Annotated in this window: 14 protein-coding genes; 5 read left to right on the top strand and 9 right to left on the bottom strand. The window is 75.0% G+C overall.

From position 1 onward, the window contains the following. Positions 1-7: 7 nt before the first annotated feature. From RMN56_RS25345 to RMN56_RS25360, 4 genes are all read right to left on the bottom strand, one after another. The gene (locus RMN56_RS25345; protein ID WP_109816733.1) at positions 8-127 is read right to left on the bottom strand and encodes a SapB/AmfS family lanthipeptide; all 120 of its coding nucleotides are present in this window, start codon (positions 125-127) and stop codon (positions 8-10) included. A 74-nt stretch (positions 128-201) separates the two neighbouring features. Next, entirely contained in the window at positions 202-321 is a 120-nt protein-coding gene (locus tag RMN56_RS25350) for a SapB/AmfS family lanthipeptide (protein ID WP_313720073.1), read from the bottom strand. Between the two features lie 72 nt (positions 322-393). Beyond that, the gene (gene lanKC / locus RMN56_RS25355) at positions 394-2,967 is read right to left on the bottom strand and encodes a class III lanthionine synthetase LanKC (protein ID WP_313720074.1); all 2,574 of its coding nucleotides are present in this window, start codon (positions 2,965-2,967) and stop codon (positions 394-396) included. A gap of 244 nt (positions 2,968-3,211) precedes the next feature. Then, positions 3,212-4,066: a S1 family peptidase gene (locus RMN56_RS25360; protein WP_313720075.1), complete on the bottom strand. Its 855-nt coding sequence runs from the start codon at positions 4,064-4,066 to the stop codon at positions 3,212-3,214. Positions 4,067-4,254: 188 nt separating this feature from the next. On the opposite strand from RMN56_RS25360, the gene RMN56_RS25365 reads away from it, so the two are divergent. The 4 genes from RMN56_RS25365 to RMN56_RS25380 all read left to right on the top strand — a co-directional run bounded on the left by RMN56_RS25365 (position 4,255) and on the right by RMN56_RS25380 (position 9,726). After that, positions 4,255-7,047: an FAD-binding and (Fe-S)-binding domain-containing protein gene (locus RMN56_RS25365; protein ID WP_313720076.1), complete on the top strand. Its 2,793-nt coding sequence runs from the start codon at positions 4,255-4,257 to the stop codon at positions 7,045-7,047. A gap of 24 nt (positions 7,048-7,071) precedes the next feature. Further along, positions 7,072-7,494: a glutaredoxin domain-containing protein gene (locus RMN56_RS25370; RefSeq protein ID WP_313720077.1), complete on the top strand. Its 423-nt coding sequence runs from the start codon at positions 7,072-7,074 to the stop codon at positions 7,492-7,494. Between the two features lie 130 nt (positions 7,495-7,624). Next, positions 7,625-8,656 (top strand): nitronate monooxygenase, encoded by a 1,032-nt coding sequence (locus RMN56_RS25375; RefSeq protein WP_313720078.1) that lies wholly within the window; start codon positions 7,625-7,627, stop codon positions 8,654-8,656. Between the two features lie 203 nt (positions 8,657-8,859). After that, positions 8,860-9,726 carry an SDR family NAD(P)-dependent oxidoreductase gene (locus tag RMN56_RS25380; protein WP_313720079.1) on the top strand — a complete coding sequence of 289 codons (867 nt, stop codon included), beginning with the start codon at positions 8,860-8,862 and terminating at the stop codon, positions 9,724-9,726. A gap of 54 nt (positions 9,727-9,780) precedes the next feature. On the opposite strand, the gene RMN56_RS25385 is transcribed toward RMN56_RS25380, so the two are convergent. The 5 genes from RMN56_RS25385 to RMN56_RS25405 are packed head-to-tail and all read right to left on the bottom strand — an operon-like array spanning position 9,781 to position 13,577. Beyond that, positions 9,781-11,019, bottom strand: a complete 1,239-nt coding sequence (locus RMN56_RS25385; RefSeq protein ID WP_313720080.1) for a styrene monooxygenase/indole monooxygenase family protein — start codon at positions 11,017-11,019, stop codon at positions 9,781-9,783. A gap of 19 nt (positions 11,020-11,038) precedes the next feature. Next, complete coding sequence (locus RMN56_RS25390; protein ID WP_313720081.1) at positions 11,039-11,629, bottom strand: GTP-binding protein; 591 nt, start codon at positions 11,627-11,629, stop codon at positions 11,039-11,041. Next, entirely contained in the window at positions 11,622-11,963 is a 342-nt protein-coding gene (locus tag RMN56_RS25395) for a DUF742 domain-containing protein (protein WP_313720082.1), read from the bottom strand. Before RMN56_RS25395 ends, RMN56_RS25390 begins: the two co-directional genes overlap by 8 nt. Before the next feature lie 19 nt (positions 11,964-11,982). After that, positions 11,983-12,432: a roadblock/LC7 domain-containing protein gene (locus RMN56_RS25400; RefSeq protein ID WP_313720083.1), complete on the bottom strand. Its 450-nt coding sequence runs from the start codon at positions 12,430-12,432 to the stop codon at positions 11,983-11,985. After that, complete coding sequence (locus tag RMN56_RS25405) at positions 12,429-13,577, bottom strand: sensor histidine kinase (RefSeq protein ID WP_313720084.1); 1,149 nt, start codon at positions 13,575-13,577, stop codon at positions 12,429-12,431. The genes RMN56_RS25400 and RMN56_RS25405 overlap by 4 nt, the downstream gene beginning before the upstream one ends. A 273-nt stretch (positions 13,578-13,850) precedes the next feature. Here RMN56_RS25405 and RMN56_RS25410 point away from each other — a divergent pair, with 273 nt between their 5' ends. After that, on the top strand, positions 13,851-14,477 hold the full coding sequence (locus RMN56_RS25410; protein WP_313720085.1) for an SGNH/GDSL hydrolase family protein: 627 nt from the start codon (positions 13,851-13,853) through the stop codon (positions 14,475-14,477). Positions 14,478-14,500: the final 23 nt, after the last annotated feature.

Below are 14,500 nucleotides of genomic sequence, written 5' to 3' on the forward strand. Positions count from 1 at the left end.
CCGATCGTCAGTTGCAGGTGGTGATGCTCAGCGAGCTGTCGCCGCAGAGCAGCAGGCTGGCCTGGCTGCCACCGCCGGTACGCTCGGCGGCCGGCAGTTCCATCCCCTGGAGGTCGAGCAGTGCCATGACGTTCCCCTTTCGCTGGTGATGAGGTGTCGCTCGGGTTGGTTGACTGGTCATCGCTGTCGATGACGATCGGGTCAGTTGCAGGTGGTGACGCTCAGCGAGCTGTCGCCGCACAGCAGCAGGCTGGCCTGGCTGCCACCGCCGTGACGCTCGGCGGCCGGCAGCTCCATCCCCTGGAGGTCGAGCAGGGCCATGTCGTTCACCTCCTTCCGTACGAGTCGGGTCGGACCGCCCCGGAGTGACCCCCGGGGAGCTCGGTGGGCCGGTCAGTCACCGGCCGGTGGGGTGGGCCCGGCGGGCGTGGCGCCGGGCAGGGGCGCGAGGAACGGCAGGCCGGGGCCCGCCGGCCGGGTCGCGGCGAGGGCGCTCAGCACGCCGGCGGTGCCGGTGGCCAGGTCCATGGACAGCCGCAGCAGCTGGTCGCCGGGAAAGGCGGTCAGCCCCCGGTACGGCAGGGCGTGCCAGCTCAGCAGCCGGGCCTGCCGGCGAGCGGGCTCGCGCTCACCCCGCTCGGCCAGGTAGGTCACGATCCCGGCGCGGCCGGCGAACAGCCCGGACTGGGCGTAGAACGGGAAGTCGGCGCAGCGGCGGATCCCCGTGGCGGCGGTGCGCAACGTCTCGTCGCCGCGGTGGCGCAGGTACTGGTCGAGCACCAGGCCGATGCCCACGCTGCCCTCGGCGAGGTAGGGCATGGTCCGCCAGCCCTCGTTGACCTCCAGGTGGCCGGCGTCGCGCCGGACGCACCGGCGCAGGTCCTGCCGCAGCGCGGTCGCGGCGTGGTCGAGCAGGCTCCGGTCGTGGTCCAGTTCGTACATCCGCAGCAGCATCAGCGCCACGCCGGCGCCGCCCCGGAACAGCCCCGCGTACGGGTGGCGGCCACCGCTGACCTCGGCGACCGATTCGACGTCGCCGAGCCGGCCGACGACCAGGTCGACGGCCCGCCGGGCGGCGTCGGCGTACCGCCGGTCGCCGGTGCGCCCGGCGAAGTGGGCCAGGTTGAGCGCGACGCCGGACAGGCCGCTCATCAGGTCGTCGCCGAGTTCGGTCCACGGCTCGTCGAGGCAGCGCTCCAGCAGCCGCAGCGCCTCGGCGCGGTGCCCGAGCAGGTCCAGCACGTACGCGACGCCGTGCAGCCCGTCGTAGAAGCCGAGCCGGCTGCCCGACGCCGGTTCCCGTACCCGGTCGATCAGCCACCGCTCGTGGTCGGGGTCGGTGCCGGCGCCGCCGGCGTGCAGCGCCCAGAGCACCCCGGCGGCGCCGTGGGCCAGGTTCAGCCCGCCGTCGGCCCCGGCGAACTGCCGGATGTCGCCGGGGAAGAGGCGGTCGTCGCGGTGCGGGGTGGCGCTCGCGGTGATCGCGGCGGCGAGCCGGTCCCGCAGTGCCGGCCAGTCGTCCGGGTCGATCCGCGACGCGTCCGGGCGGCCGGGCGTGTGGCGGGTCCCGGTCTCGCCGAGGATCACGGCGACCGCCTCGTCGAGCAGCTCCCGGGGGACGGGGAACTGTTCCGCCACCACGTCGGCCAGGTGGGCCGCCTTCTCCGGCGCCAGCCGGAGCATCGCGGTCAGCGGCAGGAAGAGGGCCAGCCGCAGGCAGGCCAGGGCGTACCGGTCGACGTCGAAGCCGGTCCGGTCACGGGGCGCGGCGAAGGCCTGGTTGCGCAGGGCCGGCCGGGCGGCGGCCGCGGCGGGGGTCGCGACCTCGAAGTCGACAAGCGTGACGGCCCCGTCGTCGCCGACCATGATGTTGAACATGTGCAGGTCGCCGTAGACCACTCCATGGGCGTGGATGGCGTCCACCGCCTCGGCGACCTGCCGGTGAAGGTCGAGGGCCCACCGCGTGTACGCCTCCCGGTCGGCGTCGAGGTGGACCAGCGGGTAGCGCTCCACCACCAGCTGGTTCAGCGGGCGGCCGGCGACGAATGTCAGCGCCAGGAACTCATGCCCGCCGAAGCTGAACTCGTCGTGCACCCGCACCAGGTGCGGCACCCCGGCGAGCCGGCGCAGCGTCTCGGCCTCCCGGCGCAGCCGGGTCACCGCGTCCGCGCCGGTGGCGTCCAGCCCGGCGTGCGGGCGGGCCTCCTTGAGCACCACCCGGTCCCCGGTGCGGGTGTCCCGGGCCTCGTAGAGACCGCCGCCGTTGGAGAAGTGGATGACCTTCTCGATCCGGTAGGGCAGGTCGGTGGTGGTGGCCGCATTCCGGGCGGCCAGGTGCGGGGCGAGGAAGTCGGGCAGGGTGACCCAGTCGGGCACGTGGAAGACCGGGTCGCGCCGGTCGGGCACCAGGGTGCCGGTGGCGTCCTCGACGGCCGGCACCACCTGGCCCTCGGGGGAGAGGCAGTACCGGGCGGCGAAACCGCCGTAGCGCAGGTACACCGGGCCGTCGCCGTAGCGCAGGTCGCTCAGGATGTACGGCCCGGTCTCGCCGTCGAGCAGCGCGGCCAGTTCCTTGGCGGTCAGCTCCAGTTCCGCGTCGTCGCGGGGGTAGACCGTGATGAACTTGCCGCTGGCGGCCCGGCGGGCGTACTTGCTGTTGCGCATGAGCAGCATCCGCGGGCCGCGCAGGTGCTTGAACGGGATGCCGCGGGGCTCGCAGTAGTCCATCACCCGGGCCAGCACCCGCTCGGCGTTGTCCAGCCGGGCCGACACGTGGATCTTCCACCCCTGCGGCGGGAGGGAGCCGGCGACCGGACCGTGCACCAGCCAGTCGTCCTTGACCTCACACTCCCAGCCGGGCGCCGGCGGGCGGTCCGCCGCGTAGCCCGGGGTCTCGACGTCGGAGCTGGCGAGCGAGTCGTAGAACAGCGGGTCGACCGCGCAGTACGAGTCGTACCGTTCGTCCATGTCGTCTGCCTCCACCGGCTGATCGGTTGAGGTCCATCCTTCGGACGGCGGAGGGGGGAGCAAAGTGTGCTGAGTCATGAGCCGGGCGTGATTTTCACACCCCGAATTCGTGACAACGGCGGAGTTTGAACTCGCGAATACCGCACCAGCGGTGCGGCGGAGCCCCGGTCGGACGCGCGAAGACCCGCACCGGCGCGCGGCCGGTGCGGGTCTCCCGGTGCCGGCCGGCGGCCGGCGGGTGGACTCAGTAGACGGTCACGCCGTACGCGCTCGCCGCCTCGGTGACCGGCTGGAAGAAGGTGGTGCCGCCCCGGCGGCAGTCACCGCTGCCTCCCGAGGTGATGCCGATCGCCTTGGTGCCGTCGTAGAGCGGGCCGCCGGAGTCGCCCGGCTCGGCGCAGACGGTGGTCTGGATCATGCCCCGGACGGTGCCGCCGCCCTGGTAGCGGACGGTCACGTTCAACGCGGTCACCGTGCCGCTGTGGGTGCCGGTGGTCGAGCCGGTGCGCTTGACCGCCTCACCGACGAACGCGTTCGCGGCGGTGTAGCCGCCCGGGTGGCTGAGCGCGGCGTTGTCGTAGCGGACCAGGGCATAGTCGTTGCCGGGGAAGCTGGAGCTGATGGTCGGCCCGATCAGCGTCTTGAGGCCGGAGTCGGTGTACCAGGTCTTCGCGACGTTGCCGCAGTGCCCGGCCGTGAGGAAGTAGTAGGCGTTCGACTTCACCACGTTGAACCCGAGCGAGCAGCGGTAGCCGCCGCCGTAGATGGCGTTGCCGGCGGACAGCAGCGGACGGAACGTGCCCCGGGCCCGGTCGACCCGGATCGCGCCCGCCGCGGCCCCGGCGTTCTTCTTGAGCGCCGCGACCTCGGCGGCGGACACGCTGTCGTCGGCGGTCACCACGACCCGGCCCGCCTCCACGCGCCAGGCGATGCCCTGCACGCCGGAGGCGGCGACGGCGGCGTCGACCCGGGCCAGCTGGTCGGCGGTGAAACCCGGGGCGGCGGCCGAGGCGGCGCCCGGTACGGCGAAGGCGCCGGCGGCCACGAGGCCGACGGTCGCGGCGAGCAGGGGGGTGAATCGGCTTCGGCGGATTCTCACGGTCTTCTCCCTGACGGTGAAGGCCGCCGGTTGCGTCGGCGTCCATGCCGTGTCGACGGGGTCTGCTCGGGGTGTGACCTCGACGAACGCTGTAGCGGCGAGTATCTACCTGGGTCGATGTGGACGCAAGGGGTGGGCGGCGCGTCGTCCGCTGCTGACTAGGGTGGGCTCGGGGAGGTGCGGCGAGCATGGTGGAGCTGAGCGACGACGCGCGGGCCGGACTGGAGGCGGTGGTGCCCGGCGGGGTGGCCACCCGGGCGGCGGACCGGCTCCGGCTGGCCCACGACGCGTCGCACTACCTGCTGCATCCGAGCGCGGTGGTCACGCCGGCCGACGCCGACCAGGTCGCCGCCCTGCTGCGGCACAGCCGAAGCACCGGCACCCCGCTGACGTTCCGCTCCGGCGGCACCAGCCTCAGCGGCCAGGCGGTCACCGACCGGCTGCTCGTCGACACCCGGCGGAACTTCCGCGACCTCGACGTCCTCGACGACGGCCGGCGGGTGCGGGTGCAGCCCGGCGTGGTGCTGCGGCAGGTCAACGCCCGCCTCGCCCCGTACGGACGGAAGCTCGGCCCGGACCCGGCCAGCGAGTCCGCCTGCACGGTCGGTGGCGTGGTCGCCAACAACTCCAGCGGGATGACCTGCGGCACCGAGTTCAACACCTACCGGACGCTGGAGTCGCTGCTGCTGGTGCTGCCCAGCGGCACCGTGCTCGACACCGGCGCCCCGGACGCCGACGCCCGGCTGCGCACCGCCGAGCCGGACCTGCACGCCGGCCTGCTGCGGCTGCGCGACCGGGTCCGCGGCAACCCCGACTCGGTGCGCCGGGTCCGCGCCCAGTACGCCATGAAGAACACCATGGGGTACGGGGTGAACGCCTTCCTCGACCACGACGACCCCGCCGACCTGCTCACCCGGCTGGCGGTGGGCAGCGAGGGCACCCTCGCCTTCGTGGCGGCGGCGACCTTCCGCACCGTACCCGTGCACCGGCACGCCGCGACCGGCCTGCTGGTCTTCGACACCCTGGCCGCGGCGATGGCCGCCATGCCGGCGCTGGTGGCCGCAGGGCCGGCGGCGATCGAGCTGCTCGACGCCGCCGCCCTGCGGGTCGCCCAGGGGGACCCGAGGGCGGACGCGGCGCTGCGCGGCCTGGCCGTCCGCGACCACGCGGCGCTGCTGGTCGAGTGGCAGGAGTCCGACCCGGAGGCGCTGGCCGACCGCGTCGCCGCCGCCCGGCCCGTGCTGGCCGACCTGCCGCTGACCACGCCCGCCCGGCTCAGCGGCGAGGCCGCCGCCCGCGCCGCGCTCTGGCACATCCGCAAGGGTTTGTACGCGGCGGTGGCCGGTGCGCGCCCGTCCGGCACCACCGCGCTGCTGGAGGACATCGCCGTCCCGGTCGGGGCCCTCGCCGACACCTGCGCCGCGCTCGCCGTCCTCTTCGACCGGCACCGGTACGAGGAGAGCGTCATCTTCGGCCACGCCAAGGACGGCAACCTGCACTTCATGCTGAACGAGCGGTTCGCCGGCGGGGCGGCCCCGGAGCGCTACGCCGACTTCACCGAGGAGATGGTCGACCTGGTGCTCGGCCACGGCGGCACGCTCAAGGCCGAGCACGGCACCGGCCGGGTGATGGCCCCCTACGTGCGCCGCCAGTTCGGCGACGAACTGTACGCGGTGATGCGCGAGGTCAAGGCGCTCTGCGACCCGGACGGCGTGCTGAACCCGGGTGTGCTGCTCAGCGACGACCCGGAGATCCACATGCGGCACCTCAAGACCGTGCCGACCGTGGAGGAGGAGGTGGACCGCTGCGTCGAGTGCGGCTACTGCGAGCCGGTCTGCCCGAGCCGCGACCTCACCACCACCCCCCGGCAGCGGATCGTGCTGCGCCGGGAGATCGCCGCCGCCCGCGCCGCCGGTGACCCGGCCCTGGCCGGGGAACTGGAGGACGCCTACGACTACGACGCGGTGGACACCTGCGCCGTGGACGGCATGTGCGCCACCGCCTGCCCGGTCCTCATCAACACCGGCGACCTCGTGAAACGGCTGCGGGCCGAGCGCAACGGCGGGGCCGCGCAGGCCGGCTGGCGGGGCGCCGCACGCCGCTGGGGCGCCACCACCCGGGGCATGGCCCGCGGGCTGGACCTGGCCGGCGCGCTGCCGCCCGCGCTGCCCGAGGCGGCCACCAAGGCCGCCCGGGCGGTCCTCGGCGCCGAACGGGTCCCGCAGTGGCGGCGTGACCTGCCCCGGGGCGGCCGGCCGCGCCGGCCCCACCCGGTCGGCGAGCCGGACGCCGTCTTCGTGCCGTCCTGCCTCGGCACCCTGTTCGCCCCGGCGCAGGGCGGCTCCGGCGTGGCCGCCGCCCTGCTCACTCTCGCCGACCGGGCCGGCGTGCGCCTGCTCGTGCCCGACGGGATCGCGAGCATGTGCTGCGGCACCCCCTGGTCGTCCAAGGGCCTCACGGCCGGCTACGAGGCGGTACGCGACCGGGTGCCGCCGGCGCTGCGCGCGGCCAGCGGCGACGGCGCGCTGCCGGTGGTCAGCGACGCCGCCTCCTGCACCGAGGGCTTCACGAAGCTGCTCGCCGGGGCCGGCGACCTGCGGGTGGTCGACGCCGTCGGGTACGCGGCCACCGAGCTGCTGCCCCGGCTGACCGTGCGCCGCCGGCTCGGCTCCCTCGCGCTGCACCCGACCTGCTCGTCCACCCGGCTCGGGCTGGACGAGGCCCTGCTCACCGTGGCCTCGGCGATCGCCGACGAGGTGGTGGTGCCGGAGGGCTGGCAGTGCTGCGGCTTCGCGGGCGACCGGGGGCTGCTGCACCCGGAGCTGACCGCGTCGGCCACCCGCGCCGAGGCCGCCGCCGTCACCGACCGCTCCTTCGACGGGTACGCCTCGGTGAACCGCACCTGCGAGATCGGCATGGCCCGGGCCACCGGGCGGCCCTACCGCCACCTGCTCGAACTGCTGGCCGACGCGACGGCCTGACCGGGACGGGTAGCATCCCGCTCCGTGCTGCGTAGTTGGTGGATGGCCGGCCTGATGCTGGTGTGCGGGGTGTTCGTCGCGGTCGGCGCGGCCACCACGCCGGTGGCCGTCGTCGAGTTCCTGGTCTTCGCCGTGCTGGCGGTGCTCTTCTCGCCGCTGGCGTTCCCGCGGTCGCTGCCCGCCGCCGAGGCGCGGCGGCGCAGCGCGCGCGACGGACGGCCGGTCGTCTACTGGCGGCCCGGCTGCCGCTACTGCCTGCGCCTGCGGTGGCGGCTCGGCCGCCGGGCCGGGCGGGCGTACTGGGTGAACATCTGGCGCGACCCGGACGGGGCGGCGGCGGTGCGGGCGGTCACCGGCGGCGACGAGACGGTACCGACCGTCGTGCTGCCCGGCGAGGCCGTGGTGAACCCGGAGCCGGCCTGGCTGCGCGAACGCCTGCCGGCCTGACCGGCAGGCTGCCCGCCGGGTCGCCTGATGATCGGGTCGACGGCTCGCCCAGCCGAGCCGGGGTGGCTCTCGCGCGGTGCGGGCGCGGGGCGCGCGGGTGTGGCGGCCGGTGGGCGGGCAGACTGGTGCCGTGGACGGGATTCGCGAACTGCTCGGGGTGGACCTGCCGGTGGTGGCCGCGCCGATGGCCGGTGGGCCGACCACCACGGGGCTGGCGACGGCGGTGGGCGCGGCCGGCGCCTTCGCGTTCCTGGCCGCCGGCTACAAGACGCCGGAGGCGGTCGCGGGGGAGATCGCCGAACTGCGCCCCGCCGGGCGGCCGTTCGGGGTGAACGTCTTCGTGCCCACCCCGGTGCCGGTGACGGAGGCTGACTTCCGCCGCTACGCGACCCGGATCGCCGCCGAGGGCACGCCCTACGGGCTCGACCTGGCGGCCGCCGCGCGCACCGAGGACGACGACCACTGGGCGGCGAAACTCGACCTGCTGCGCGCCGAGCCGGTGCCGGTGGTCAGCTTCACCTTCGGCCTGCCGCCGGCGCCCGTGGTCCGGGACCTGCGACGGGCCGGCACCCGGGTGCTGGTCACGGTGACCGACCCGGCCGAGGCGGCCGCCGCGGCCGACCTCGGGGTGGACGGGCTCGTCGCGCAGAGCGGCGCCGCCGGTGGGCACCTCGGCACCTTCACCCCCGACACGCCACCGCCGCCGCGACCGCTGCCCGAACTGGTCGCGCTCGTCGCCGGCCGCACCGGACTGCCGGTGCTCGGCGCGGGCGGGATCGGCGGCCCCGGTGACGTCCGGGCCGCCCTCGCCGCCGGCGCCGTCGGCGCGCTGGTCGGCACGCTGCTGCTGCGGGCCGACGAGGCCGGCACCGGCCGGACCCACCGGGACGCGCTGGCCGACCCGCTGCGGGACCGGACGGTGGTCACCCGCGCCTTCACCGGCCGCCCGGCGCGCGGGCTGCGCAACGACTTCATCGACCGGCACGAGGCGGCCGCCCCGCTCGGCTACCCGGCGCTGCACCACCTGACCCGGCCGCTGCGGGTGGCCGCCGCCGGGGCCGGGGACGCCGACCGCCTGCACCTGTGGGCCGGCACGGGCTGGCGTGCCGCCCGCGCCGCCCCCGCCGCCGAGACCATCAGCAACCTGACCCAACCCCTCTGACCCACCCACCCGACCCCCCCGCCCCACCAGCGGGGTTGATCAAGAGGTTTGCGTCAGGAACACGCCCGGAGCCGACGCAAACCTCTTGAGAGACGCGGCGAGGGCGGCTGGGTGGCGGTGGCGATCCCCGGGCGGGGTGGGTCGGTCCGGTCTACGGTGCGAGAGGGCGCCGTCGACGGGCGGCGGAGCGGGGGGTGGGTTCGATGTCCGCAGCGCCGCTGTCCGGGCGGGTCGCCGTGGTCACGGGCGCGGCGCGCGGGATCGGCCGGGCCGCCGCCGTGGCGCTCGCCGAGGCGGGCGCGGAGGTGGCCGGGGTGGACGTGGCCGGGCCGGTCAGCCCGATCCTCGACTTCCCGCCCGCCACCCCGGAGGACCTGGCGGAGACCGGCCGGCGGGTCACCGCCGCCGGGGCGCGCTGGGCGGCGCACGTCGCCGACCAGCGGGACATCGGGGCGGTGCGCGCGGTGGCCGCGGCGGTCGAGCGGGACCACGACGGCGTCGACGTGCTCTTCGCCAACGCCGGCATCCAGGCGTTCAAGCCGCTGCTGGAGATGACCGACGCCGACTGGCACGACCAGATCGACGTCAACCTGACCGGGACCGCGAACGTGCTGCGGGTGTTCGCCCCGCTGCTGGTCCGCCGCGGCGGCGGCCGGATCGTGGTCACCTCCTCCACTCAGGGGCAGCACGGCACGACGAACGGTGCGGCCTACTCGGCGTCGAAGTGGGGGCTCATCGGGCTGGTCAAGTCGGCGGCGCTGGAGCTGGGAGCGCACGGGATCACGGTGAACGCGGTGATCCCCGGCCTGGTCGACACCGCCCTGACCCGGCACCAGGACCGGTACGCGCAGGCCCTCGTCGAGGGCGGGAAGTCGCCGTCCGGTGACCCCGCCGCCGACGAGCGGAGCGCGGTCGAGGCCCTGCGGGCGAAGACCCCGCTGGGGGTGCCGTGGATCCAGCCGGAGGACGTGGCGCCGCTGGTGGTGTTCCTCGCCTCGGACGGCGCGCGGATGGTCAGCGGCACGTCCTTCGCCGCCACGGCCGGCGACAGCGCCCACGTGACCGCCTGAGCGGCCGGCGCGGGCCGGGAGCCGCCCGGGAAGCGGCCCCCGACCGTCGGGCGGTCAGCCGGCGACCGCGGCCAGGTAGCGCTCGGCGGCGTCCGGGGTCAGGAACCAGTCCCGGAAGTCGTTCGGGTCGCCGAACCCGTTGGCGAACCGCCGGGCCACCGCCGGGTTGCCGGCGGCGGCTCCGAGCAGCTGCTGCACGTGTGGCGGCAACGGTTGCAGCATGGCGTTCGTCCAGCCCGTGACGGCCTCGCCGGTCCCGGCCCAGAAGCGCTCGAAGGTCTGCGTCATCCACTCCCGGTCGAAGGGCCGGTCGCCGTGCTCCAGGATCGACCCCAGGTACGCGTACGCGCACTTGGCGGCCGTGTTGCTGCCCTGGCCGGTGATCGGGTCGTTGGCCACCACCACGTCGGCCATGCCCAGCACCAGCCCGCCCGAGGGCAGCTCCGCGACGGGGTGGCGCACGGTCGGCGTGTAGCGCCCGGACAGGGTGGCCCGCCCGTCGGTCAGCTCCACCTCGGCGCACCGCTCGTAGATCCACGGCGTGTAGCGGCGGGCCAGGTCGAGGGTGAGCTTCAGGTGTTCGGCCGGGTCGCGCCGCTCGGTCCACAGGTCCAGCGGCCCACCGGGCACCGCCTCCCAGAACAGGATCTCGCAGGGTCCGGAGTGGGTCAGGGCGGGGATGACGAACAGCTCACCCAGCCCGGGCACGGCGTTGAAGCTGACGTGCGGCACCGGCAGCAGCGGGTCGGGGGTCATCCCGTGCACGTACGCCACGGCCAGCCCGCGCTGCGGCGCGTCGTACACCGAGCGGGCCGGGTCGCGGTCGAAGACGCCGACCAGGTCGCCCTTGCCGGCGGCCACCACGGTCAGGTCGTAGCGGCCGAGCCGGGCCAGTCCGTCGAGGTCGCTGGTGGTCACCGTCTGGTAGAGCACCGTCCCGCCGCGCTGCTCGAACAGCCCCAGCCAGTCGGCCATCTTGATCCGCTGGTCGGTGCTCTGCGCCGGCTCGTCCAGCGGGCCGACGATGCGCAGCGCCCGCTCGCCGGGCGGCGCGGAGAGCGACACGTGCAGCCCCTCGATCCGGGGCGCCCGGTCCTGCCACAGGTCCAGCCCGTAGCGGCGTTCGGTGGCGAGCGCGGGGCCGAACATGGCCTGGGTGCTCATCACCCAGCCCCGCCGGATCTCGTCGGGCGTCCGGGCCGACATCACGGTGACGTCGTACCCCTCGGCCTGCAGGCTCAGGGCGAGCTGGAGCCCGGACTGTCCGGCCCCGACGATCAGGATTCTGCGCATGGTTCCTCCAGGGGTTGGGCTACCGCGCCGCGAGCGCGCCGGCGGCGGGCCGGGGGGTGCGGGACATGGCGTGTTCCACGACCGTGAGCAGCGCCCGCGCCACCGACGACGGGTCGCGGGCGTCGCAGGCGGTCAGGGGTACGTGGGCCGGCAGCGCGAGCGCGGCGCGGACGTCGTCGAGCGGGTGGTGCAGCACCCCGTCGAAGAGGTTCACGCAGACCACGAAGGGCACGTCGCTGTCCTGCTCGAAGTAGTTGACCGCCGGGAACGAGGCGCCCAGGTCGCGGGTGTCGGCGAGCACCAGCGCGCCGACCGCGCCGCGGCACAGGTCGTCCCACATGGGCCAGAACCGGGGCTGGCCGGGTGTGCCGAACAGGTAGAGCACCAGGTCGGGGCCGATGGTGAGCCGGCCGAAATCCATGGCCACGGTGGTGGTCGTCTTGTCGATGCCGGGGTCCAGCCGGTCGACGGTCTCGCTGGCCGCCGTCATCCACGCCTCGGTGTTGATCGGCGGGATCTCCGAGATGGACCCGACGCAGGTGGTCTTGCCGACCCCGAAGCCGCCGGCGATGACGATCTTCGCCGAGGTCAGCAGGGGGCTGTCAGGCAAGTTCGCGGAGGCCATCGCGCAGTCTCTCCAGGAGGCGGAAGTCGACGTTGTGGTGGTCGTTGTGCACCAGCAGCCGGTCGGTGGCGGCCAGGTCGTCGACGACGACCCGGGTGACCCCCAGCGAGATGCCGCACACCGCGGAGAGTTCGGCCACCGAGCGGGCCGACCGGCGGGCCTGCTCGTAGAGCGAGCGGGCCTCGGGCAGCAGCCCGGCGGCGAACACGGCGTCGTAGTAGGGCACCGACACCAGGGTGTGCACCAGCAGCGGCTGCCGGGTGCGGGTGCGGCCGGCGGTCAGCACGTACGGCCGGACCTTCCAGTACCTCATCTGCATGGTCGTCGTCCTCCGGCCGTCAGCGGGCCTGCGCGGCGGTCATCCGGTGCAGCTCGTGCCGGACGGCCGGCGTGAGGGCGTGCCACACGGCGCCGACGAACTGCGTCATCCGGTACGACACGACCCGCAGGTCGCAGCCGGGCGCGGCGGCCACCGCCAGGCCCGCGGACTCGCCCACCCGCATGAAGAGCAGGTGCCCGCGGGGCAGCCGGACGGTCAGGTACTCGGCGGAGCCCAGCTCCAGCAGGGCGGCGCTGCGGTCGGCCATGCTGAGCAGGCCGGCGGTCAGCGCGGCGAGCTGGTCGCCGAGGTCGCGGCCGACGCCGTGGGAGGCGGCCAGCTGCAGGCCGTCCAGTGACACCAGCATGGCGTGGTTGACCCCGGGCACGTCCTCGACGAACTGCCGGATCAGCCAGGCGCAGTCGGGCAGCCCGTTGCCCGTGCCGGTTCCCGGGTACGCGTGGTTCATGGCTGCCGTCCTTCGTGGTCGGTGGGGGTGCGGGCGTCGCTCACGCCGGCCGCGAAGGCGGCCGTCTCGTCCGGCCACGCCTCGGGCGGGGAGCCCCCCGCACCGGGGTCGGCGGGGGGTCGGGGCGCCGGGACCTGGTCGCGGACGCTCTCGGGCACCCGTCGGGGCAGTCCGGTGGTGGCCCGTGGGTCGCCGGCGGGCCCGTCGAGGGTGGTGAGCCGGACGGTCGGCCCGTTGGTGCCGTCGTGGGTCGCGGCCATCGGCGTACTCCAGGGGTCGGTCCCGCGCCGGCCGGGTGGCCAGGCCGGCGGCGGCGCGGGCGCGGCGGTGGCCGGCTCCGGGGCGGGGATCTCGCAGAGCAGCGCGCCGGGGACGGCCACGGAGGCGGTGGTCCCGCCGGCGGGCCGGGTGGTGAGGGTGACCCGCAGCTGGTGGGCGACGGCCAGGTGGGCCACCACGGCGAGCCCGAGGTGGGCCGCGGGGTCGAGGGTGACCGGGGTGGCCGGCCGGCCGCTGAGCAGCGCGTTGAGCTGGCTGAGGTGGTCGGGGTGCAGGCCCACGCCGGCGTCCTCGATCCGCAGCAGGACGCCGCCGTCCTCGGTGACGAACGCCGACACGGTGACGGCCGCGGTGGGCGGGGAGAAGCGGGTGGCGTTGTCGAGCAGCTCGGTGAGCACGCGGATCACGTCGTCGGCGGCGAACTCGACCACCGCCAGCTCGACGACGTGCCCCACCCGGATGCGCGGGTAGTGCTCGACCGCGGAGGCGGCGGCGCGGACCACGTCGACCAGCGGGACGGTCTGGGGATCGGCGTCCTCGACCCGGCGGCCCAGCAGCACCTGCAGGTTCTCCGCGTGCCGCCGGATCCGGGTGTTCGCGTGGTCGATGCGGTAGAGCCGCTCCAGACGTTCGGGGTCCTGCTCGTCGGCCTCGACGGCCTCCAGGTGGGCGCCCATCTGGTACGCCGCGGCGAGGATCCGCAGGGCGAACTGGTCGCAGATGGCGGGCCACGGTCCGGGCCCCGGGTCCTCCCGGGGTGGTGGTTCGGGTGTCTCCGGCGGCGCGACGTCCCACCGGGCGACGGTGGGATCGAGCCAGCGGGCCGCCCGTTGCCGCCAGGTGGCCCGCGGTGGGGTGATGTCCATGCTTCTCACGAAAGAACCGACCTGTTCATGATTTTCGGCTCTGGCATGGTGCAGCAGTCAACCATCCGATGTGCGCCAGTTGCAACGTTGGAGGGCAACTTGGGGAGGTTTTCACACTCCGGTCGCCGCGCTGTCACGGTGGTGTGATCGGTCCCGGGCCACGAAACGCAACAGCCGGACGGCGGATTTTTCCGGCGGGTCGGCCGGCCGTGGGGCGGCGACCGGCGTACGGCATGATCATGGAAACGGCGTGACGCGGGAGGGGACGGGCGGATGACGGTGGAGCTGCCACGCGGCGGCCGGGTGCTCTTCATCGGCGACAGCATCACCGACGCCGGCCGGGACCGCTCCTGCGGCGACGACCTCGGCACCGGGTACGCCATGATGGCCTCCGCCTGGTTCACCGCCCGCCACCCCGGCCACCGGGCCACCTTCCTCAACCGCGGGATCAGCGGCGACCGGGTACGTGACCTGCGGGCCCGCTGGGAGGCCGACTGCCTGGCCCTCGCCCCGCAGGTGGTGTCGGTGCTGATCGGCATCAACGACACCTGGCGGCGCTACACCCGCGACGACCCGACCAGCGCGGCCGACTTCGCCCGCGACTACCGGCACCTGCTCGAGGCCACCCGGCCACTGGGCGCCCGGCTGGTCCTCGTCGAGCCCTTCCTGGTCCCGCTGGACGACGCGCAGCGCGCGTGGCGGGAGGACCTGGACCCGAAGGTCGAGGTGGTCCGCACGCTCGCCGCCGAGTTCGGCGCGACCCTGGTGGCGGTGGACGAGCTGTTCCAGGCCGCCGGCGTGGACGGCCGCGTCTGGACCCGCGACGGGGTGCACCCGACTCCGTTCGGTCACGCGCTGATCGCCCAGGCCTGGCTGCGGGCGGTCAGCCCGCCGGCCTGAGCCGGTCATCGACGCCGATCGTG

The sequence above is a fragment of the Micromonospora halotolerans genome, assembly GCF_032108445.1.
In the GTDB taxonomy this organism is placed as follows: domain Bacteria; phylum Actinomycetota; class Actinomycetes; order Mycobacteriales; family Micromonosporaceae; genus Micromonospora; species Micromonospora halotolerans.